The sequence below is a fragment of the Streptomyces sp. NPDC059373 genome (assembly GCF_042751495.1).
Taxonomy (GTDB): domain Bacteria; phylum Actinomycetota; class Actinomycetes; order Streptomycetales; family Streptomycetaceae; genus Actinacidiphila.
Window position 1 is genome coordinate 139,503 of sequence record NZ_JBHYXC010000014.1, and the last position, 21,429, is coordinate 160,931.

Annotated in this window: 18 protein-coding genes and 1 pseudogene; 10 read left to right on the top strand and 9 right to left on the bottom strand. The window is 73.2% G+C overall.

All coding sequences use genetic code 11. The annotated features are described in order from the left end of the window. The first annotated feature begins 47 nt into the window (after positions 1-47). The 6 genes from ACFXJ5_RS20765 to ACFXJ5_RS20790 all read left to right on the top strand — a co-directional run bounded on the left by ACFXJ5_RS20765 (position 48) and on the right by ACFXJ5_RS20790 (position 7,832). Positions 48-1,610 carry an NCS1 family nucleobase:cation symporter-1 gene (locus ACFXJ5_RS20765; protein ID WP_384632767.1) on the top strand — a complete coding sequence of 521 codons (1,563 nt, stop codon included), beginning with the start codon at positions 48-50 and terminating at the stop codon, positions 1,608-1,610. Between the two features lie 87 nt (positions 1,611-1,697). After that, complete coding sequence (locus ACFXJ5_RS20770) at positions 1,698-2,501, top strand: inositol monophosphatase family protein (protein WP_384632770.1); 804 nt, start codon at positions 1,698-1,700, stop codon at positions 2,499-2,501. Continuing rightward, positions 2,498-3,922 carry a phytoene desaturase family protein gene (locus tag ACFXJ5_RS20775; RefSeq protein WP_384632773.1) on the top strand — a complete coding sequence of 475 codons (1,425 nt, stop codon included), beginning with the start codon at positions 2,498-2,500 and terminating at the stop codon, positions 3,920-3,922. The genes ACFXJ5_RS20770 and ACFXJ5_RS20775 overlap by 4 nt, the downstream gene beginning before the upstream one ends. Positions 3,923-4,135: 213 nt before the next feature. Beyond that, a complete protein-coding gene (locus ACFXJ5_RS20780) occupies positions 4,136-5,851 on the top strand; it encodes an RNA polymerase sigma factor (protein ID WP_384632776.1) in 1,716 nt (571 codons plus the stop codon). A 34-nt stretch (positions 5,852-5,885) separates the two neighbouring features. After that, entirely contained in the window at positions 5,886-6,833 is a 948-nt protein-coding gene (locus tag ACFXJ5_RS20785; protein ID WP_384632779.1) for a MerR family transcriptional regulator, read from the top strand. 15 nt (positions 6,834-6,848) lie between these two features. Beyond that, a complete protein-coding gene (locus ACFXJ5_RS20790) occupies positions 6,849-7,832 on the top strand; it encodes an aldo/keto reductase (protein ID WP_384632781.1) in 984 nt (327 codons plus the stop codon). 50 nt (positions 7,833-7,882) lie between these two features. On the opposite strand, the gene ACFXJ5_RS20795 is transcribed toward ACFXJ5_RS20790, so the two are convergent. Further along, positions 7,883-8,632: an NAD-dependent deacetylase gene (locus ACFXJ5_RS20795; protein WP_384632784.1), complete on the bottom strand. Its 750-nt coding sequence runs from the start codon at positions 8,630-8,632 to the stop codon at positions 7,883-7,885. A gap of 54 nt (positions 8,633-8,686) precedes the next feature. Here ACFXJ5_RS20795 and ACFXJ5_RS20800 point away from each other — a divergent pair, with 54 nt between their 5' ends. Further along, positions 8,687-9,295 (top strand): TIGR03086 family metal-binding protein, encoded by a 609-nt coding sequence (locus ACFXJ5_RS20800; RefSeq protein ID WP_384632787.1) that lies wholly within the window; start codon positions 8,687-8,689, stop codon positions 9,293-9,295. On the opposite strand, the pseudogene ACFXJ5_RS20805 reads toward ACFXJ5_RS20800, so the two are convergent. From ACFXJ5_RS20805 to ACFXJ5_RS20820, 4 genes and pseudogenes are all read right to left on the bottom strand, one after another. Then, positions 9,282-10,068: pseudogene (locus ACFXJ5_RS20805) on the bottom strand (nucleotidyltransferase domain-containing protein). The gene ACFXJ5_RS20800 and the pseudogene ACFXJ5_RS20805 overlap by 14 nt on opposite strands. A 148-nt stretch (positions 10,069-10,216) precedes the next feature. Further along, positions 10,217-10,597: an STAS domain-containing protein gene (locus ACFXJ5_RS20810; protein ID WP_384632790.1), complete on the bottom strand. Its 381-nt coding sequence runs from the start codon at positions 10,595-10,597 to the stop codon at positions 10,217-10,219. 123 nt (positions 10,598-10,720) lie between these two features. Beyond that, positions 10,721-12,505 carry a gamma-glutamyltransferase family protein gene (locus tag ACFXJ5_RS20815; RefSeq protein ID WP_384632793.1) on the bottom strand — a complete coding sequence of 595 codons (1,785 nt, stop codon included), beginning with the start codon at positions 12,503-12,505 and terminating at the stop codon, positions 10,721-10,723. Between the two features lie 129 nt (positions 12,506-12,634). Further along, complete coding sequence (locus tag ACFXJ5_RS20820) at positions 12,635-13,267, bottom strand: TetR/AcrR family transcriptional regulator (RefSeq protein ID WP_384632796.1); 633 nt, start codon at positions 13,265-13,267, stop codon at positions 12,635-12,637. A gap of 54 nt (positions 13,268-13,321) precedes the next feature. On the opposite strand from ACFXJ5_RS20820, the gene ACFXJ5_RS20825 reads away from it, so the two are divergent. The 3 genes from ACFXJ5_RS20825 (at position 13,322) to ACFXJ5_RS20835 (ending at position 15,423) form a co-directional block, all read left to right on the top strand. After that, the gene (locus ACFXJ5_RS20825) at positions 13,322-14,218 is read left to right on the top strand and encodes an ABC transporter ATP-binding protein (protein ID WP_384632799.1); all 897 of its coding nucleotides are present in this window, start codon (positions 13,322-13,324) and stop codon (positions 14,216-14,218) included. Next, positions 14,208-14,966 carry an ABC transporter permease gene (locus ACFXJ5_RS20830; protein ID WP_384632802.1) on the top strand — a complete coding sequence of 253 codons (759 nt, stop codon included), beginning with the start codon at positions 14,208-14,210 and terminating at the stop codon, positions 14,964-14,966. The genes ACFXJ5_RS20825 and ACFXJ5_RS20830 overlap by 11 nt, the downstream gene beginning before the upstream one ends. Before the next feature lie 112 nt (positions 14,967-15,078). After that, entirely contained in the window at positions 15,079-15,423 is a 345-nt protein-coding gene (locus tag ACFXJ5_RS20835) for a hypothetical protein (protein WP_384632805.1), read from the top strand. Between the two features lie 22 nt (positions 15,424-15,445). On the opposite strand, the gene ACFXJ5_RS20840 is transcribed toward ACFXJ5_RS20835, so the two are convergent. From ACFXJ5_RS20840 to ACFXJ5_RS20855, 4 genes are read right to left on the bottom strand one after another with little or no spacing between them, the layout of a single operon-like run. After that, positions 15,446-15,949, bottom strand: a complete 504-nt coding sequence (locus ACFXJ5_RS20840) for an NUDIX domain-containing protein (RefSeq protein ID WP_384632808.1) — start codon at positions 15,947-15,949, stop codon at positions 15,446-15,448. 5 nt (positions 15,950-15,954) lie between these two features. After that, a complete protein-coding gene (locus ACFXJ5_RS20845; protein ID WP_384632811.1) occupies positions 15,955-16,938 on the bottom strand; it encodes a ketopantoate reductase family protein in 984 nt (327 codons plus the stop codon). A gap of 11 nt (positions 16,939-16,949) precedes the next feature. Continuing rightward, entirely contained in the window at positions 16,950-17,999 is a 1,050-nt protein-coding gene (locus ACFXJ5_RS20850) for an ADP-ribosylglycohydrolase family protein (protein ID WP_384632814.1), read from the bottom strand. Further along, positions 17,996-21,427, bottom strand: coding sequence for an SAV_2336 N-terminal domain-related protein (locus ACFXJ5_RS20855; protein ID WP_384632817.1), 3,432 nt, complete (start codon positions 21,425-21,427; stop codon positions 17,996-17,998). The genes ACFXJ5_RS20850 and ACFXJ5_RS20855 overlap by 4 nt, the downstream gene beginning before the upstream one ends. Positions 21,428-21,429: the final 2 nt, after the last annotated feature.

Below are 21,429 nucleotides of genomic sequence, written 5' to 3' on the forward strand. Positions count from 1 at the left end.
CCGGGCGGAGACCGTACCCGCCCCACCCGCACGGCACCGTTCGATCCATGTCCCCGCCTCGAACGAAGGGCTGCAGCCCAGTGACAGCCACCGCGCCACCCTCCAGCCAGATAACCCACCCCGACGGCCGCGTCGAACTCCCCGACAGCGCGGCCCCGTCCGGCCGGTACGCCAACGAGGACCTGCTCCCCGTCCCGCTCGCCAGGCGCACCTGGACCACCTACAACTTCGCCGCGCTGTGGGTCGGCATGGCCCACAACATCGCCTCCTGGACGCTGGCCTCCAGCCTTGTCGCCGTCGGCATGGACTGGAAGCAGGCGGTCCTGACGATCGCCCTGGCCAACGTCATCGTGCTGGTGCCGATGCTGCTGACCGGCCACGCCGGACCGAAGTACGGCATCCCCTTCCCCGTCTTCGCCCGCGCGGCCTTCGGGATCCGGGGCGCCAACCTCCCGGCGCTGGTGCGCGCCGCCGTGGCCTGCGCCTGGTTCGGCATCCAGACCTGGATCGGCGGCTCCGGCATCTTCTACCTCGCCGGGCGGCTGCTCGGTCACTGGTGGTCCGGGGCCGGGCACGTCGGCGCCTATCCGTGGACGCAGTGGCTGTCCTTCGCCATCTTCTGGGTCCTGCAGATCGCCATCATCGTGCGCGGCATGGAGACGGTGCGCCGCTTCGAGAACTGGGCGGCCCCGTTCGTCATCGTCGGCGCCATCGCCCTGCTGATCTGGATGAGCGGCAAGGCGGGCGGCTTCGGCCCGCTGCTGGACCAGCCGTCGGCGCTGGGCTGGGGCAGCGGCTTCTGGAAGGTGTTCTTCCCCTCCCTGATGGGCATGATCGGCTTCTGGTCGACCCTGTCGCTCAACATCCCCGACTTCACCCGTTACGCCTCCACCCAGCGCGCCCAGTTCTGGGGCCAGTCCCTGGGCCTGCCGACCACGATGACGGTCTTCGCGCTGCTGTCGGTCCTGGTCACCTCCGGCTCCCAGGCGGTCTACGGCACCGCCATCTGGGATCCGGTGGAGCTGGCCGCCAAACTCGACAACTGGGCGGGTCTGCTGTTCGCGCTGGTCACGGTGCTGGTGGCCACGCTGTCCGTCAACATCGCGGCGAACACCGTGTCGCCGGCCTTCGACCTGTCCAACATCGCGCCGCGCATCATCAGCTTCCGTACCGGCGCGCTGATCACCGCCGTCGTCGGCGTGATCATCTTCCCCTGGAAGCTACTGGCCACCCCGCAGGCGTACATCTTCACCTGGCTCGGCACGGTCGGCGGTCTGCTGGGCACCGTGGCGGGCATCCTCATCGCCGACTACTGGGTCGTGCGGCGCACCAAGCTCGACCTCGCCGACCTCTACCAGGCCGGCGGCCGCTACTGGTACGACGGCGGCTGGAACTGGCGGGCGGTGGTCTCCCTGCTGGTGGGCGGCGTGCTGGCCATCGGCGGCTCGTACTCCAACGTCGTCAAGGGCGTCAAGCAGGGGCCCTTCCCGGCGGACGGCCTGATCCCGTTCCTCAAACCGCTCGCGGACTACGGATGGGCGGTCGGACTGGCATCGTCGCTGGTGCTGTACGTCGCGCTGACCCGTGCACGGCCTCCGGCGGCCGCCTGAGCGCGACGATCGCGCCGCGATCCCGTGGGGGTCGCGGCGCGATCGTGGTCTTATGTACGAGTGATCGATGACGCACTCTGCAGAGCCGTGGAAGAAGCGGTACGAGCGGTCGCCGCGGCGGAGGTCGTGCCGCGGTGGCGGCAGCTGGCGGCCGCGGACATCAGCACCAAGACCGGGCCGGGGGACCTGGTGACCGTCGCGGACCGGGAGGCCGAGGCGCGGCTCACGGAGGCGCTGCCGGCGCTGCTGCCGGGCTCTGTGGTGGTCGGGGAGGAAGCGGCGCACGCGGATCCCGGGGTGCTGCGGCGGATCGCGGGCGACGCGCGGGTGTGGATCGTCGACCCGGTGGACGGAACGGCCAACTTCGTAGCCGGGAAACCGGAGTTCGCGACCCTGGTCGCGCTCGCGCAGGGCGGCGAGGTGCTCGCGTCGTGGACGTACGTACCGCAGCTGGGCCTGATGGCGACCGCGCGGGCCGGCCGGGGCGCGTGGCTGGACGGGCAGCCGCTGCGCACGGCCGAGGCGGCCAAGCCGGGGGAGGGGGAGGTGCTGCGGGTGGCGACCTCGCAGTTCTCCTACCTGGACGAGCAGGAACGGCGGCGGTTCGAGGGGCTCGGGACGGACGACGTCCACGCGCGGCAGTGCACCTGCGCCGGGCTGGACTACCTCGAGGTCGCGCGCGGCGGACTCGACGCGGTGGCGTTCACCTGGGAGGCGCCCTGGGACCACGCGGCCGGGGTGCTGCTGGTGACGGAGGCAGGCGGGGCCGGCCTCACGGCGGCGGGGGAGCCGTTCCGGATCGGCGGCGGCAACGCCTTCCCGTTCGCCGTCGCGCGGGACGGGCAGACGGCCCGCCGGATCGTGGAACTGCTGGCGGAGGGCGAGCGATGACCAGGGCACACGTACTGGACGCGATCGTCGTCGGGTCCGGCCCGAACGGCCTCACGGCGGCGGCCGAACTCGCCCGCGCCGGGCTCTCCGTGGAGGTCTACGAGGCCGCCGACGGCATCGGCGGCGGCGCCCGGACCGAAGAGCTGACCCTCCCCGGCTTCCGCCACGACCCCTGCTCGGCCGCACACCCCTTCGGCGTCGGCTCGCCCGCCTTCAACGCGATGCCGCTCGCCGACCACGGCCTGGAATGGCTCCACGCCGAACTGCCCATGGCCCACCCCTTCGACGACGGCACGGCCGCGGTCCTGGCCCGTACGGTCGGCGAGACGGCGGCCTCCCTGGGGCCGCGTGACGCGGGCGCGTACCGGCGGCTCCTCGCCCCCTACGTCGGCCGCTGGGACACCCTCGCGGCCGACTTCCTCCGCCCGCAATGGCTCGGCTTCCCGCGTGACCCCCTGCGTTTCGTCAGCTTCGGCCTCACCGGGCTGCCACCCGTGTCCCTGCTCGCCCGCATCTTCCGGGGCCCAAAGGCGCGCGGCCTGCTGGCCGGCCTCGCGGGGCACGCCATCGCGCCGCTCACGTCGCCGCTCACCGGTGCCATGGCGCTGATGTTCGCCGTCGCCGGCCACGAGCGCGGCTGGCCGGTCGCGCGCGGCGGCTCGCAGGCCATCTCGGACGCCCTGGCCTCGTACCTGAAGGAACTCGGCGGCGTCGTCCACACCGGTGTGACCGTGCGCAAGCTCGACGAGCTGCCGCCCGCCCGTGCGTACGTCTTCGACACCTCGCCGACCGCGTTGGCGCGCATCGCCGGGCTCGGCGACGCGTACCGGGGCTACCGCTACGGGCCCTCCGTCTTCAAGATCGACTACGCCCTCGACGGCCCCGTCCCGTGGACCGCCCCCGACGCCCGCCGGGCCGGTACGGTCCACATCGGCCCGACCTTCGGGGAGATCGGCGACGCCATCGGGCGCGCGATCAGCGGCCGGCCGCCGCAGACGCCCTTCCTGATCACCACCCAGCCCACCGTCGCCGACCCCTCCCGCGCCCCCGAGGGCAAGCACATCTTCTGGGCGTACGGCCACGTCCCCAACGGCTGGCACGGCGACGCCACGGATGCCGTCGAGCGGCAGATCGAGCGCTTCGCCCCCGGCTTCCGGGACCTCGTCCTCGCCCGCGCGATCAGCGGCCCCCCGGAGGTCGCCGCCCGCAACGCCAACTACGTCGGCGGCGACACCGCCTGCGGCGCCTTCACCGGCCTCCAAACCGCCTTCCGCCCCAAGCTCCGCCTCATCCCCTACACCACCTCCCGCCCCGACGTCTTCCTCTGCTCCTCCGCCACCCCACCCGGCCCCGGCGTCCACGGCATGTCCGGCCACCACGCCGCCCGCGCCGTACTGCGTTCGCTCGCCCGCCGGCGGTAGTTGGCCCGGTGGGCGAAATCAGCCCGTCCGGCGTTTGAGGACACGCCCGAAGGGCGTTCGGGGATTCAGGGGGCTTAACCGGTGACATCAGCCCAGGGGTGCCCCGGCGCGGGCAGGGCAAAGAGGTTGCGGAGAATAAGTGTTATCCGCGCCGGCGCCGTACGTCTCCCGTACGGGGACCCCGAAGCCGGACCGTGGTGCGGAGTGCGTGTGGTGGAGATACGGCAGTGGACCGAGCTGGTCGCGGCAGCGCAGGCCGGCGATCAGCGGGCGCTGGATGAGCTGATAGCGCGGTACCTGCCGCTCGTCTACAACATCGTGGGCCGGGCACTCGACGGCCACCTCGACGTGGATGACGTCGTGCAGGAGACGATGCTGCGGGCGGTGAACGGGCTGGACGGGCTGCGGGATCCGGACAGCTTCCGTTCGTGGCTGGTGGCGATCGCGATGCGGCAGGTACGCGACCGGTCGCGGGCCCAGCACCGGAGCCCTGTCGCGATGCCGGACGATGAGCGGGACCGGGCGGACCCGGGGGCGGACTTCGTTGACCTCACCATTCTGCGGCTGCACCTCGAGGGGCAGCGGCAGGAGGTCGCGGAGGCGACGCGGTGGCTGGACGAGGACGACCGGCAGTTGCTGTCGCTGTGGTGGCTGGAGATCGCGGGGGAGCTGACCCGGCGCGAGCTGGCGACGGCGCTGGAGCTGACGTCGCAGCACGCCGCCGTACGGGTCCAGCGGTTGAAGGCGCAGCTGGAGGCGGCGCGTTCGGTCGTACGGGCCCTCAGCACGGCCCCGCGCTGCTATGAGCTGGCCTCGCTCGCGCTGGAGTGGGACGGGCGGCCGTCGCCGCTGTGGCGAAAGCGGCTGGCGCGGCATACGCGGGCGTGCCCGGAGTGCGGGGGTGCCCGGCCGGATCTGGTGCCGGCGGAACGGTTGCTGGTGGGGTTGGCGCTGGTGCCGCTGCCGGTGGGGTTCGCGATCGCGTGGCAGCTGCTGCCGGGCGCGACGACCGCGACGGCGGCCACCGCGGCAGCCGCGCACTCCGGGGCCGGGCTGGCCCAGACCGCGTTGCAGCTGCTGCTGAAGCCGGCGGTGGCGGTGACGGCGGGCGTCACGCTGGCGGCGGGCGGCGCGGTCGTGGTGTACCAGGCCTCGCACGGCTCGGGCGGAGCCCTGCCCCGCGCCTCCGCGCCGGCTGCCTCGCACACGGCCGCCGCCCCCTCCGTCGCCCCGACGCTGGGCACGGCCACGGAGTCGCCCAAGCCGTCCGCCTCCCCCTCCCCGTCGCCCTCGCGGAGCTCGCTGTACGGAAGCGTCGTGGACGCCGCCGACACCGCACCGGCCAAGGACGCCCGGCCCGGGGCGCTCCCGGAGCGGCCGGAGACCACTCTGACCAGCACCGGGGGCAACCACGCGGTCATGAACTTCAACGGCGACAGCGTCACCCTCAAGGGCAAGGGCTATGTCCTGGTCCGGTGGCAGATCGTCACCACCGAGGGCCGCGTGGGCAGCCTGGTCATGCCGACCTGGACCGGCCTGAAGGGCAAGCTCTTCCACGTCGCGTCCGGCGGCGGCAAGCGCATGGACGACGTGATCGCGGACGGCACCTCGGGGCTGGGCAGCCCCTCGACCGGCTTCGACACCCTGCCGTACGGCGCGCAGCAGATGTGGCAGAACGAGTACTACTACGTCGACGGCGAGGTCACCCTCCACCAGAACGAGGACGGCGACGCCGACTACAACCTCAACGTCATACTGTCCTCCTGGGCATCGGCCAACGCGGACGTGCAGACCGGCCCGGCCCAGGGCGTGTACCGCTACGGCCTCGTACGCGACACCGGCGCCGACGACGCCCCCGTACCGCAGTACCTCACCCGGGCGGAGCCGACGGATCAGAGCGGCGTGAAACAGCGTTCGCGGGTGACTTGAGTCTCCAGCCGCTGGAGGGTCCAGACTCGGCTGCATGAGCGACACAAGCCCTGACCTGGGCCCCGAGCTGCTCACCATCGGGCAGCTCTCCCGACGCAGCGGCATGCCGGTGCGCACCATCCGCTACTGGTCCGACATCGGCGCCCTGCCGCCGCACGGCCGCAGCAGCGGCGGATACCGGCTCTACGACGCCGCCGCCGTGGCCCGGCTCGAACTGATCCGCACCCTGCGGGAGCTCGGCCTCGGCCTGGACGACGTGCACCGGGTGCTGGAGCGGGAGACCACGGTCGCGGCCGTCGCCGCCGTCCACGTGGAGGCGCTGGACGCGCAGATCCGCACGCTGCGGCTGCGGCGGGCGGTGCTCAGCACCGTCGCCGCGCGGCAGTCCGGCACAGAGGAGATGACTCTCTTGAACAAACTCGCACGGCTCTCCGCACAGGAGCGCCGCACCATCATCGAGGACTTCGCCAACGAGGTCTTCGCCGATCTGGACACCGATCCCCAGATCAAGGAGCACATGCAGCACATCAAGGTCGACCTCCCCGACGACCCCACGCCCGCCCAGGTCGACGCCTGGGTCGAGCTCGCCGAGCTGGTCCAGGACCCCGGCTTCCGGCAGCGGATGCGCGGCGTCGTCGAGTTCAACGCCCAGGACCGGGCCGCGGGCGGTCCGGCCGCGGAGCCCGGCGCGTACACCTGGTTCGCCAAGAAGGTCACCATGGTGGCCGGCGACGCGCGGCAGCGGGGCGTGGCCCCGGACTCGCCCGAGGCCGACGAGGTCCTCGACCGGCTGCTGGGCCCCGGTGACCCGGCCCGTCGGGCGGAGGTCCTGCGGCGCCTCGAATCGGACACGGCCAACGACGCCGAGCGCTACCGCCGGCTGCTGGCCGTCATCAACGGCGAGAAGCCGCCGCATTCGCACACCCCCGACTACGTCTGGCTGATCGAGGCACTGCGCGCTCACCACCACCACACCCACTGAACGTACGATCGGTGCATGGAACAGCGTGTATTGGGCAGGACGGGCCGCCAGGTCTCCGTCGTCGGACTCGGCACCTGGCAGCTGGGCGCCGACTGGGGTGACGTACGGGAGGAGGACGCCCTCGCCGTCCTCGACGCGGCGGTCGAGGAGGGCGTCACCTTCTTCGACACCGCGGACGTCTACGGGGACGGGCGCAGCGAGCAGCTGATCGGCCGCTACCTCCGGGAACGGCCGGACGCCGGGGTCTTCGTCGCCACCAAGATGGGCCGCCGGGTGGACCAGGTCCCGGAGAACTACGTCCTGGAGAACTTCCGCGCCTGGAACGACCGTTCCCGGGCCAACCTCGGCGTGGACACCCTGGACCTGGTCCAGCTGCACTGCCCCCCGACCCCCGTCTACTCCTCCGACGCCGTCTTCGACGCCCTGGACACCCTCGTCGACGAGCAGCGCATCGCCGCCTACGCGGTGAGCGTCGAGACCTGCGACGAGGCCCTCGCCGCCATCGCCCGCCCCGGCACGGCGAGCGTCCAGATCATCCTCAACCCCTTCCGCCTCAAGCCCCTGGAAGCCGTCCTCCCGGCGGCGCAGAAGGCCGGCGTCGGCATCATCGCCCGGGTCCCGCTCGCCTCCGGGCTGCTGACCGGCAAATACACCAAGGACACCGTCTTCGCCAAGGACGACCACCGCAACTACAACCGCCACGGCGAGGCCTTCGACCAGGGCGAGACCTTCTCCGGCGTCGACTACGAGACAGGCCTCGAAGCCGCCGCCGAATTCACCGCCCTCACCCCCGACGGCGCCACCTCCGCCCAGACCGCCCTCCGCTGGATCATCCAGCAGCCCGGCGTCACCTCCGTCATCCCCGGCGCCCGCTCCGTCGCCCAGGCCCGCGCCAACGCCGCCGCCGCCGCGCTCCCGGCCCTGCCGCCGGCCACGCTGGACGCCGTGCGGGATTTGTACGACCGGCGTATCCGTGCGCAGGTGCACGACCGCTGGTAGCCGGTGCGGTGCCGGGTATGGCCGGGTGCCCGCCGCCGCGCTTCCGGTGCTTACCTGCCTGCTGCGGCCTCCTGGGCGATTCCGTCCAGGAGGGCGGGCAGGGCGCTGCCGATCGGCTCGCGTACGACATCGTCGGCCAGGTCGTCGTACGGCGTCGGTTCGGCGTTGACGATCATGAGCCGCGCGCCGTGCTCGGCGGCGATCCCGGCGAGGGAGGCCGCGGGCTGCACCCGCAGGCTGGTACCGACGGCTACGAAGAGCTGGCAGCCCTTGGCGATGGCCATCGCGTCCCCCAGCACCACCGGGTCGAGCCGCTGCCCGAACATCACCGTGGCCGACTTCAGGATGCCCCCGCAGTCCCGGCAGGGCGGATCCTCCTCGCCCGCCCGCACCCGGTCCAGTGCCTCCTGCATCCCGGAGCGGCGGTGGCACCGCGTGCACACCGCCTCCCGGGCCGTGCCGTGCAGTTCCAGCACCTTGCGCTTGGGCAGCCCCGCCAGCTGGTGCAGGCCGTCCACATTCTGCGTGATCACCCGCACCGGCACACCGGCGCGCTCCAGCCGCACCACGGCATGGTGCGCGGCGTTCGGCTCGGCCCGCAGCGTCTCGCTGTCGCGCCGCATCACCCAGGCCCGGCGGCGGATCTCCGGGTCCGTCATGTAGTGGTCGTACGTGACCAGCTTCTCGGCCTCCGGGTCGCGCCGCCACAGCCCGTTCGGTCCCCGGTAGTCGGGGATCCCGGAGTCGGTCGAAATCCCGGCACCACTGAGGATCGCCACGAGCGGCCTGTTGTTGCCCATGCGGCGAGGGTAATCCCGGCGGGGTTGTCAGTGCCTTCGCTTAACGTCGGGACCATGACGGATATCCGGGAATTGCATCGGCGTGCGTTACGCACTGCTCAGGGCATCGTCAGGAAAGTCGACGCCGGCGGGCTCGGCCTGCCAACGCCCTGCGCCGGGTGGGACCTCGACAGGCTGCTGGCCCACATGACCGGCCAGAACCACGGCTTCGCGGCGTCCGCGCGGGGTGAGTCGACCGATCCGGGGATATGGGCCGACCGCCCGGTGGGGGAGGATCCGGCCGGCGTCTTCGACGCGTCGGCGGACGACGTGGTGGCCGCGTTCGCGCAGGAGGGCGTCCTGGAGCGGCGTTTCTGGCTGCCGGAGATCCGCGACGGGGCGACCTTCCCCGCGGCGCCGGCGATCGGTTTCCACTTCGTGGACAGCGTGGTGCACGGGTGGGATGTGGCCCGGTCGATCGGGCTCGAGGCCGAGTTCGACGTCGACGTGCTGGAGGCGGCGCTGCCGATAGCCGAGGCGGTGCCCGGGGGAGCGGCACGGTCGGCCGACGGCGCGGCATTCCGGCCGGAGGTGCCGGCGGGGGACGCGGCGGGGCTGCTCGACCGCGTCGTCGCGGTGCTCGGCCGGTCCCCGGATTGGGCGCCGTCCGCTACTCGGGCGTGAGCACGGCCCGTACGTCCGCCACCAGACCGGCCGCCGTCTCGACGGCCTGCGCGGGCTCGCCGAGGCCGGAGAGGGCCGCCTCGGCGCGGGCACGGAAGTCCGCCGGGGTGTCGGGGAGGGCGGCAGCGGCCGCCAGGGCGCCCTTTTCGTTGAGGCACCAGGTGCGGTGGTGGGCGTGCAGGGACTGCGTGAGCACGCCGATGGCGCGGGCAAGGAGCAGGGCCGCGTGCAGGATGTCGCCGGCCCCGGCGGACTTGCGCGCGTTGACCACCGAGAAGTCGGCCTCCCAGGACGCGTCGGTCAGGGCCGTGCGCAGCGCCTCCGGATACTCACGCGTCCGCTCCCGCAGGGCGGTCAACTCGCCCGCCGGGGTCGGCCAGTACGCGCCCGAGGGCCACCTCGCCCGCGTACGCCGGTGACCAGAAGCCGAGCGGGTGGCCGGGCTGGATGCCCACCTCGTAGCGCCCGGCGCGGCAGTCCGCCCAGACGCGCTCGACGCGGTCCAGATCGCGCAGGATCCAGTCGACCTGCTCGCCCTTGACCGTCAGCCACGCCCCGCCGTTGACCCACGGCCCCCAGCCGCCCGGCCCCGCGACCTCGACGGGCCCGCCGGTCGCCTCGGCGGCGAGCGCCCTGAGCGCCGCGAGGTCGGGCTCGCCCCGGTAGTAGACGCCGAGGTCCCAGTCGGAGTCGGGGCGGTGCGTGCCGCGCGCCCGGCTGCCCCCGAGCATCACGCCTACGACGCCTGGGACTTGGGCGAGGCGGTGCGCCATGCCGGGGACGGAGCCGGCGGCGTCGGTTTCGGTTTCGGTGAACACCGTGCGAGTGTAGGCAGGGCTTACCGGTTGACTCCCAAGTGGCGTGACATGACTCGCCTGTGGGCCCTTGGCGCCTTGCGCCATGGCGAACGACAAACGGCCGCTACGCGGGTTCCTCGTCGGCGGGAGCCGAGGCGATCAGGTCGAATGCCTCGTCGACGTCTGCGGTCATGGGCAACACCTGGTCGAGGCCCGTCACGTCGAACGCGCGCTGGACGGGTTCGCCCACCGCCGCCAGCGCCAGCCCACCGCCCACTGTCCGCGTTCGCTGCCATACGCGCAGGAGTGCGTTGATCCCGGAGGAGTCGCAGAAGGTCAGATCTGCGCAGTCGAGGACGAGCCAGCGCTTACCGGCGGTCAACAGAGCCTCGGCAACCGACGTGAACACGTCGCAGCCCCCGAGGTCGAACTCGCCCGACAGGCGGAGCACCCCCTGCTCCGTCTGTTCCCGGATGACCGGAAGAACCACCAGTCGCGCATCCATGGCCTCTCCCTCACTACCTACGCGAAAAGACAATATTTGAAGACTCAACCCGCAGCCAGATGGGCCGATGCTACCGCGCCCGGGGGCGCGGCGAGCACGGACCGTGAGGTCTCTGCGGCCGTCCTAGCGTCCGACGGCGTAGCCCTGCATACCGCGCGGGTTGGCGGCCCCCGACAGCAGGCCGGTCTCCGGGTCGCGGGCGACCGCGCAGAGCCGGCCCTCGGACCAGGCAGGGCCGACGGTGAGGTCGTGGCCGCGCCGGCGGAGGCCTTCGATGACGGCGCCGCCGATGCGGGACTCGACGGTGACACTGCCGGGGCGCATGGTGCGGGGGTGAAAGGAGCTGGGGAAGGAGTCGGTGTGCCAGTTGGGGGCGTCGATGGCGCCCTGGAGGTCGAGGCCGCCACGTACCGGGGCGCGGAGCGCGGCGGCGAGGAAGAAGTGCAGCGACCACTGGTCCTGCTGGTCGCCGCCCGGCGTGCCGAAGGCGAGGACGGGGACGCCGTCGCGCAGGGCGAGCGACGGCGTGAGGGTGGTGCGGGGGCGGCGGCCGGGGGTGAGGGAGTTGGGGAGGCCGGGTTCGAGCCAGGCCATCTGGAGGCGGGTGCCGAGCGGGAAGCCGAGGCCGGGGATGACGGGGTTGGACTGCAGCCAGCCGCCGCTGGGCGTCGCGGCGACCATGTTGCCCCAGCGGTCGACCACGTCGAGGTGACAGGTGTCGCCCCGGGTGAGCCCGCTGGAGGCGACGGTCGGCTCGCCGGCGCCGCTGACGCCCATGGCGTCGAAGTCGTCGTCGGCGCCGGGGTCGTGAAGGGCGTAGCGCGGCAGCCGCGGCGTCCGGCCCCCGGGACTGCCGGGGCGTAGCTCGTACGAGGCCTTGCCGGGCTCGATGAGGGCGCGCCGGGCGGCGTTGTACGCGGGGGAGAGCAGCTCGATGACCGGGATGTCGTCGTGGGCGTCGCCGTACCAGGCCTCGCGGTCGGCCATGGCGAGCTTGGCGCCCTCGACGAGGGTGTGGACGTAGTCCGGGGTGCCGTACTCCAGCTCGTCCGGCAGCAGGGCGAGCTGCTGCAGCAGCACCGGGCCCTGGCTCCAGGGACCTGCCTTGCAGACGGTCCAGCCATTCCAGTCGTGCGCGACCGGGGCCTCGTACCGTGCTTCGTAGGCAGTCAGATCATCTCCGGTGAGCGTGGCGGCGTGCCGCTCACCGGAGGTGTCAAACGCCGGACGTGCGGCGAAGGCGGCGATGGCCTCGCCGATGAAGCCCTCGCGCCAGACCCGCCGGGCCGCCTCGATCCCGGCCTCCCGGTCACCGCCCTCCGTCTCCCGCAGCAGTCGGCGCCAGGTGGCCGCCAGCCCCGTGTTCCGGAACAGCTCCCCGGGCCGTGGCGACGGCAGATACACGGCGGCCGAGGTCGTCCACTCCGTCTCGAACAGCTCCCGTACGGAGTCGACCGTCGCGCCGATCCCCTCCACCGCCGGGTGCCCGTGCTCGGCGTACCCGATGGCGTACGAGAGCACCTCCGCGAGGGACTTCGTGCCGTGGTCGCGCAACAGCACCATCCACGCGTCGAACGCCCCCGGCACGGCGGCGGCCAGCGGCCCCGTGCCCGGTACGAGGTCCAGCCCCAGCGAGCGGTAGTGCTCCACGCTCGCCCCGCCCGGCGCCGGACCCTGCCCGCACAGCACCCGCACCTCGCCACCCGCCGGGGCCAGGATGATCGGCACCTCGCCCGCCGGGCCGTTGAGGTGCGGCTCCACGACATGGAGGACGAATCCGGCGGCGACAGCGGCGTCATACGCATTGCCGCCGCCCTCCAGCACGGCCATCGCCGACTGCGAGGCCAGCCAGTGCGTGGACGAGACCATGCCGAAGGTCCCCTGCAGGGTCGGGCGCGTCGTGAACATGCCCCGAGGCTACCCGCGGGCGGTCCGCGCCTCTCGCGCCTCTCGCGCCTCTCGGCCCCTGGGGGCCTCGCGGGTTTCGAGTCGCTGCGCCGGGCTCCGCCCGGCGGGCGGCGTTGGCGCGGCTGACACCTACCCGAGGGCGGCCACCGCTTCGATCATGCGCTGCAGGTCCTCCAGGTCCGCAGCGAATTCGGCATCCCAGTCGGCCGGGCCGTCCAGCCAGGGCGCCAGCTCCGCGTGGGCGGGGAGGTCGCCGTCGGGCAACTGGCCGCGGCGGGCGCGGGGGGCGAGGGTGCCGGGGCTGAAGCGGCCCCCGGCCTCCGAGGCGGCGAAGCCGATGATGAAGGTGCTCACCATCCGTTCCAGGCGCGGGACTTCGCGCGGGGGGACGCCGGCTTGGAGCAGGGCGGCGTAGATCCCGTCGATGGTCCGGACGGCGGCCGGGGTGATGCCAGGGCGGGAGAAGAGCAGCACGGCGGCCCAGGGGTGGCGCTGGGTCATCGAGCGGGCGGCGTTGGCGAGGATCCGAAGGCGCTCGCGCCAGTCGGGGGCGCTCGCCCAGGCGGCGTCCTGCGGGAGGGGTGTGAGCAGCCACCCGATCATGCCGTCGAGCAGGGCGTCCTTGCTGCCGATGTGCGGATAGAGCGCCATTGGCGTGACGCCGACGCGCGCGGCGACGGCGCGCATCGACACCGCGTTCAGTCCGCTCTCGTCGGCGATGGCCACCGCCGCGTCCAGAATCTCTTCCCGTCGCCCGCTCATAGCTTTACACTGTAGATCTATACAGCGTAGATCATTTACGGGGGGGTGATCCGGATGGGCATGCTCATCGCCGAAGGAGTCGCCAAGCGCTACGGCGCGATCCACGCACTCCACGGCTTCGACCTCACCGTCGAGCCGGGGGAGATCACCGGGCTCATCGGGCACAACGGAGCAGGCAAGACGACCTTCGTCGAGGTCGTCACCGGCCTCGTACGCCCCGACGCGGGCCGGGTGACCGTCGGCGGCGCCTTCGGTGTCGCCCCGCAGGAGCCGGCCCTCTACCCCAGCGCCACCGTCCGCGAGAATCTACGGCTCTTCGGCACGCTGGCCGGGCTGCGGCGGGCCGCCCTGCGCCGGGCCATCAGCGGGGTGGCGGACGAACTGATGCTGGGCGAGGTGCTCGACCGGCCCACCGGCCTGCTCTCCGGCGGCCAGCGGCGGCGCGCACAGGCGGCCGTCGCGCTCGTCGCCGACCCCCCGCTGCTCCTGCTGGACGAGCCGACGGCAGGCGCCGACCCCGAGACCCGTACGGCCCTGCTCGACGCCGTACGCACCAGGGCCGCCGCCGGGACCGCCGTCCTCTACACCACGCACTACCTGCCCGAACTGGCCGACCTCGGCGCCACGCTGGCCGTCGCCCGGGCCGGCCGGATCGTCGCGCGCGGCACCCAGGACGCGCTCACCGAGGGCCTGCCGGGTGAGCTGCGGCTGCGCTTCGCGGACCCGGCGCAGCGCGCGTACGTCCCGCCGGGCATCGCCCGCCGCGCCCGCGAGGTCGGTGGCGAACTGCGCGTCACCAGCCACGACGCCCCCGCCGACCTCGCCGTACTGCTCGCCGCGGGCTGCGCCCCGGCCGCCGTGGACCTGCGGCGGCCCGACCTCGACGACCTCTACCGCGCACTCGCCCTCACCACCGAGCCCACGCAGGAGGCCGTCCCCGATGCCGCATGACGCTGCTCTTCGTACGACCGCCCTGGTCCGCCACAACACCCTGCTCCTGCTGCGCGAACCCGGCCCGCTGCTCAGCCGGATTATCCTGCCGCTGGCCTTCGTCGCGATGCTGCGCCCGCTGTACGTCGCCGCGCAGGGCGGTCAAGCCGGCACCGCCCAGGCCGTCATGGGCACCCTCGTCACCTTCTCGCTCCTCGCGATGGGCACCGTGGGCGCCTCCCTGCTCACCGAACGCCTCTGGCACACCTGGGAACGCCTCCGCGCCACCCCCGCCCGGCCCGCCGAACTCCTCCTGGGCAAGGCCCTGCCCGTCATGGCCGCGATGCTCGCCCAACAGGCCGTCATCCTCGCCTTCGGCGTCCTCGTCCTCGGCATGCCCGTCGCCGACCCGCCGCTCCTCGCCCTTGCCCTGCTGGCCTGGACCGCCGCCCTCCTCGGCATGGGCGCCGCCCTCGGCGTCCTCGCCCGCAGCTTCGGCGAGCTCTCCGCCGGCTACGACATCGGCGGCATGCTTCTCAGCGGCCTGGGCGGCGCGCTCGTCCCGCTGGCCGCCATGCCGCACTGGGTCCGCGCCATCGCACCGGCCTCGCCCGGCTACTGGGGCATCTCGGCACTCCGGGCCGCCCTGCACGGTTCGACCGGCGAGACCCTGCGGGCCTGTGCTCTGCTCGGCGCATTCGCCCTGGTCTTCAGCGCGCTGGCGGCGCTACGGGCGGGGCGCGGGTGGAGCCGTTCGGCGAAGTTCTGACCGCTGCGGTGTGACCGGCCGGAAATCGCGGGCCGGTTGAGGCGTTTTCTGCCGCTTCGCGGCTAGGCGTAAGAATATGACGGATCCTACTGCGTATCAGAAAGCAACCGACTTGGTCGGCAGCCGAGCGCGCGCCGATGTCGAGCGAGAGTTCAGGACGCTGGAGGCCGCGGCGGCGGCACCGCAGAGGCAGACCCAGTTCTCCCGTGGCGCCCTGAGCGGCTACGTGTGGGCGCTGGGTCGCGCCGCCGCCGCACCGGTCACCGGCGCCGACTCCGGTGGCACACCGGACCTGCAACTGCTCAGCGCGGAGGTCGACGCCACGCTGGTGCAGCTCGCGGACCAGAGTCCGAGGATGGTCCCGCGCGACTACATGATGGGCGTCCACGACGCCCTGGCCTGGGTCTGCGGGTACAGCGACGAACGGCCCTCCGGCGAACTGACCGCGCGGCGCTGAGACCGGGGATCGCCGCACAGGCCTAGGCCCGTCCGGCGGGGTGGCCGTCCTCCAACTCGGCGGTGCCGGTGCCGTTTTCGAGCGCGGCCAGCGCGGCGATGATGCGGCGGTGGAGCCCGGGGGAGAGGTAGGACTCGGCTTCCGGCGGGGTGACCATGAGCCAGGCGGACAACTCCTCGGCCTGGAGCTGGATCGCGGCCTGCTGGACCTCGTCGAGCACCCCGCCGTCGTACAGGTACGACACCAGGGGAGGCCTGCCCGGCCCCCGTACCCAGTCGACGGCGAGCAGTTGCCCGGGCGCGATGTCGAGCCCGATCTCCTCCAGGGCCTCGCGGCGCGCCCCCTGACGGGGAGTCTCACCCGCGTCGGACTCGACGGTGCCGCCCGGCAGGGTCCACTTGCCGTCCTCGCGGTAGGTCGTCTCGGCGATGAGGATCCGGCCGTCCGCGTCGCGGAAGAGCACGTTGGCGCCGGAGAGGATCTTGGGCAGGCTCGCGATGTACTCGCTGAATGTCACGGTGGTCACCTGCCTCAACCTACGGCCGACGCCGCGACGGCCGCCGCCAGTTCGGTGATCGTCACACTGCCGGGCGAACTGTGCCCGCGCGCCGCCGCGTTCGTCAGTCGCTGCAGGGTCTCGTTGACCGGCGTCGGTACGCCGTGCTCGCGGCCGAGCAGCACGATCTCGCCGTTGAGGTAGTCCACCTCGGTGGAGCCGGTGCCACGGGCGAGGCTCTGCCACGTGGAGCCGCCGAGGTAGGGGCTGCCTGCGACCGGTCGGATGTCGACGCGGTCGCCGCGCTCTTCGGCCTGCTCGGCCTCGCTCGCGTACGGAATGCCGGCGGCGTCGAGGACCGCCACGCCCTCGGCGAACGCGCGTTGGCGCAGGGCGAGGTCCGCGTCACCGGCGGGCGGGCCGGTGAGGGCGCGGATGGCGTTGCCGAGGTTGGCGAGGAGCTTGGCGTACTTCCAGCGCATGACGTCGGGGACGACGGGGGCGAGGAAGTGGGACTTCTCCAGGTCGGCGGCGATGCGCAGGGCGGTGTCGTCGGTGCCGTGCGGGGCGCGGCCGAGGTGCAGCATGCCGGTGAGGGGACCGGCGGGGGCGGTGATCTCGCCGGGTTCGAGGTAGGTGGAGGGCAGCCACACGCACATGCCGTAGACGTGGCGGAAGCGGCGCAGGGCGAGGCGCTCGTTCTCGACGCCGTTCTGCGCGCAGACCAGCGGCAGATGGCCCGCCGACGGCGCCCAGGCGTCGAGGGCGGCGGTGGTGTCCTGGGTCTTCACGGCGAGGACCAGGACGTCGTCCTCCCGCAGCTCCAGGGCCTCGGGGCGGTCGACGACCGGCACGCGCAGGCTCAGCACCTCGTCCGGCGTGCGGAGGGTCAGCCCCCGGTCGCGCAGGGCGTCGTGATGCGCGCCGCGCGCGACGAGGACGACCTCGTGCCCGCTCTCGTACAGCCGTCCGCCGATGGAACCGCCCACGGCTCCGGCACCGATGATGATGTATCGCACAAGCACCGAGCCTACGAGACCAGGCCCAGCGTGCGGGAGGCCAGTTCGGTGATCTTCACACCGTCGAAACCGAACACCGCGCTGCGGACCCGATTCTCGAGTGGCTCCGTCCACTGCGGCGGGATCGCGGCGGCCCCGCACAGCACCCCGGCCACGGAGCCGGCCGTCGCCCCCGAGGAGTCGGTGTCCAGCCCGCCGCGCACGGTCAGGGCGATGGTGGCGGAGAAGTCCCCTGCCCCGTACAACAGCCCTGCCGTGATCAGCGCGGCGTTGGGGACCGTGTGGATCCAGTGGAGCCGTCCGTGGTCCTTGTCGAGCTCGGCGAGGGCGTCGGCCCAGCCGACGCCCGCCTCGTGCAGCGCGGCGGTGTGGCGGACGGTACGGGCGAGCCGGCTGCCCGGCGGGATGTGCTCCACGGCCGTGTCGAGGGCGGCCCGGGCGTGCGGCGCGGTGAAGGCGGCCGCGACCAGCGCCGCCGCCCACATGGCGCCGTAGACACCGTTGCCGGAGTGGGACAGGACCGCGTCGCGGCGGGCGAGGGCGGCGGCCCGGGCGGGGTCGCCGGGGGAGGTCCAGCCGTGGATGTCGGCGCGGATCAGCGCACCGATCCACTCCTGGTAGGGGTTGTCGAGGGTGGCGGTGAGCGGCGGCTTCACCCCGTTGGCGAGATTGCGGTACGCGGCGCGCTCGGCGGTGAAGGTCTGCAGGTAGGGAAGCCGCAGCAGCCACAGCTCGCCGACCTGCTCGGTGGTGAAACCGAAGCCGTGCGTCTCCAGCAGGTCGAGGCCGAGGATCGCGTAGTCCACGTCGTCGTCACGGGCGCTGCCGTGGATGTTGCCCCGCGTGCACTGCGGCCACTCCGGGCGCAGTTCGAATTCGCCGGGCAGCGGATCCAGCGCCGGGATGTAGTCGGTCAGCGGGAGCGCGTCCGCGCGCCGCAGATAGCGGTCGATACGGTCGCGGGTCCAGTGGTCGCCGCGCTCGACGGGCTTGCCGAGCATGTTGCCGGCGATCCGGCCCAGCCAGCCGCCGAGGATCTTGTCGTGCAGGCCCTGTGTCATGCCTCCGGTCTACCGGAACCGGCGGCCGGGGTCGCGAAGCCCTCGGCGACCAGCGCGGCGAGCCGCAGGCCCATCTCGTACGTCTCGTCCGCGAGCCAGTCAAGGAGCAGAACGCCGGTGGAGGCGAGATGGCCGTCGTACGGCATGACGATCACCCCGCGGCAGCGTTCCGAGAGCCGGTTCACGCTCTGGACGGTGGCCTCGCCGGGGGTGCTGCGGCCCTTGTTGACCACGAGGACGGCTTCCCGGACGAGCTGTGGATGCGTGACCTCCAGGCCCTCCAGAAGGTCTTTCGTGCGGCCCAGGCTCATGGTGTCCTCGGCCGTGACGATCACCAGGGAGTCGGTGTGGCCGAATTGGGGGCGGGAGAGGCTGCCGGACTCGTCGGCCTCGTCGGTGAGGAGCACCGGGAAGTGCGGGGCCACCCAGCCGAGAATCTCCTGGTAGCTGCGGACGCTGTCGTAACGGTCGCGCCAGGCGTTCCCCGACCGGGCCATCGCGCCGTTGGTCACCACCGTCAGCCCTGAGGCGTCCTCCACCAGGAAGCCGCGCAGGGAGTCGTAGTCGGTCACCGTCGGCAGCCGCCACGTCGTGTCCCGCAGCTGAAAGGGGGCGTTCTGGTAGAAGCGCCGGCTGAGCGCGACCCGGCTGCCGGGATGGCTGTCCACGTCGATGGCGAGCACCCGGTCGCCGCGCTGCTCGGCCAGGACGGCGCCCAGGACGGCGCTGATCGTGCTGGAACCCAGCCCCTTGGTGTGGCTGGCCACGCTGATCCTGCGGTTGCCGTTGACCGGCGTACGGATGGCACGCACCAGCCGTTCGTACTCGCCCTGCGGCGCCCGGCGGCGCGCGTCGCGGCGCAGGGTGATCAGACGGCCGGCCGGGGCGTCGGTGCGGGCGGTGGCCGGGTCCTGCTCGGGGTCCTCGGGGGGCGGTCCGGGCAGGCAGGACTCGATGGCCGCGGTGACCTCGGCGGCGGCCGGGCGGGCCGCGGGGGCGTCGTCGACGCAGCCGGCCAGCATGGCCCGTATCACCGGCGGATAGGCACTGACCGCCAGCGACGGCAGCAGGGACTGGCGGAACAGGCGGTGCGAGATCTGCCCGGTGCTCGCCGCGATGAGGATCGCGCCCAGCGAGTAGACGTCCGTCTCGGGGCCCAGATCGTCGGGGTAGCGGATTTCCGGAGCCCGGTAGGCCGCGTCCGAGGCGAAGGGTGTGGACTCCGAGCCCCGGGGGGAGCTTCCGTCGATCCGCGCCGTCATCCAGTGGGTGATCCGTACGGTGTGCTCGGTGACCAGCACCGTCTCCGGGGTCAGCGCGCCGTGCACGATGCCGTTCGCCCCGAGGATGGTCAGGCCCCGGGACAGATGCCAGGCGATCCGCAGAAACCAGTCCGACGCCGCCAGCGAGCCGTGCTTCTGCCCGAGCGCCCGCAGCGTCGGCGCCGGGATCTGGGCGTCGGTGGTCACCAGCTCCATCGCCAGCCACGGCAGCCGGTCGCCCGGACCCGAGGCGATCAGGCTCGGGGCATAGCGCCCGGCCATCCGGCTCAGCGCGGTGACCTCGTTCTCCACGAACTCCCTGGCCCGGTCCCGGCCGCGCGGCCCGGCCACCTCCACCACCGCCTCGTTGCCCTCACCGTCGAGGGACAGATAGGCGGTGGCCGTCCCTCGTACGTCGCTGCGCTCGATCAGCTTGTACGGGCCGATGTAGCGCGGGTCGTCCGCGCGCAGCGAACGCCAGGTGGACGGCGGTGCCGTCAGATCCGGCTCCTCCCAGGCGGCCGGATCGGGCGCCGGGGACCGCCCGGCGGGGGGCTCGGCGGGCGGCGCGCCCAGATGGGCCATCAGCCGGGTGCCGAGCCAGCCGAAAGGCCGCGAGCGGTCGGGCAGGACATCCGTGCCGCGCTGATGGGCCAGCCAGGCCGGGAAGTCGGGGGAGCGGCCGGCGAGCACCGACAGCTTCTGGGTCACCGCGTGGCTGGTACGGGCCAGTTCGCTCGGCGGCGCCACGTCGAGGAGGATCTCCCGGTCCCGTTCGGCGAAGTCGAACCGCTGGTGCTCCGGCGGCAGCGAACGGGAGTCGGCGTCCGACCGCCGCAGCAGCCCGCCCAGGAAGACCTCCGCCAGATGGGCCGTGTCGGCATGCCACGGCACCGCCGCCTGCACCAGCCGCATCACCGGGACCGAGACCGGCGCCACAGCCGCCAGATGCGCCGCCAGCCGATAGGCCTGCGGGGATGCCGTGTCCCGGAACCGCAGCACCGGATCCGCGAGGCCACCGACCGGACGTGGCTCCGTGGGGCTGTCCCACGCGGCCAGCGGCAACACGGCGCTGCCGCCGGGCGAGGCGACCAGGTTCGCCCACCGCGCGATCGTGACCGGATGGGGTTCCAGGACCGGCACCGGCACCCCGCTGAAGTCCGCCACCCCGGGCGGCAGCACCGGATCGGCGACGTGCCAGCTCTCGTTCGCCGCGCCCCGGCGACGGGTGGTCACCTGCCAGGTCTCCGCGCGGATCCCGGAGCTGCGCCACATGCGGGCGGGAAGCGCGTGCACCACAGCGGTGGGTCCGTGGCGCGCCCAGCGTTCCAGCACCCCGCGCATCCGGCCGTCGCGCCAGGCCGTGCCGACCCCGTCGCTCACCACCAGGACCAGGGTGTGGCCGGACGGGTCGCAGACCGCGGCCGTGGACAGCACCGGCGAGGCCGGGTCGTAGGGCCGGACGCGCAGCAGCGGCCCTCGGCCCGCGCGGCTGTCCAGGCCGTACATCCGCAGATTGCGGAACGCGCCGAGGCGTTCGGCCAGCGCCCGCAGTTCGGTCGCCAGCCGTCGCCACAGCAGCATGGACAGACCGTCGTCCACCACCAGCGCCAGATCCAGCCAGCGCTCCCGGGTCGGACGCATGATCACCTCGGGCAGGCCGGTGTCTGCCATCGCCTCGGCGGTCGCGTCATCGTCCAGTTCCCAGCTGCGGCCGGTCTGGTAACGCTGTTTCAGCGGACGCAGCGAGCGTCCCAGCCGTAGTTCGTCCGTCCCCAGCGCCTTCTCTTCGGGCACCCGGACCGGCCGCGCGGACCTCTCAGGCGGGCCCTCGCCGTTCGGCTGGGTCCGCCTGCGCGCGGCAGGCGGGTCGGCGCTGGCGTGCAGCGCACCGGGACGGCGTACGGTGCGGGACCGGCGCGGCGTCGGGGCCAACGGGCGCCCGGCGGGTGGCGCGGGCCGGGGCGGTTCGGGCGGCTCCCGCGGAGCTGGTGGTTCGGGCGGCGTGTCCGCGGGGGCGGCGGGCGCGACGCCGCCGAGCGCGCGGGCGACCGGCGCGGCGGCGCCGGACGGCAGGTCACGGGCCAGCCAGAGGGCGTCCAGCAACTCCCCGGCGGACAGCTCGGCGCCGCTGTCCTCCAGGACCCGAAGCAGCCGCCCCGGCACTG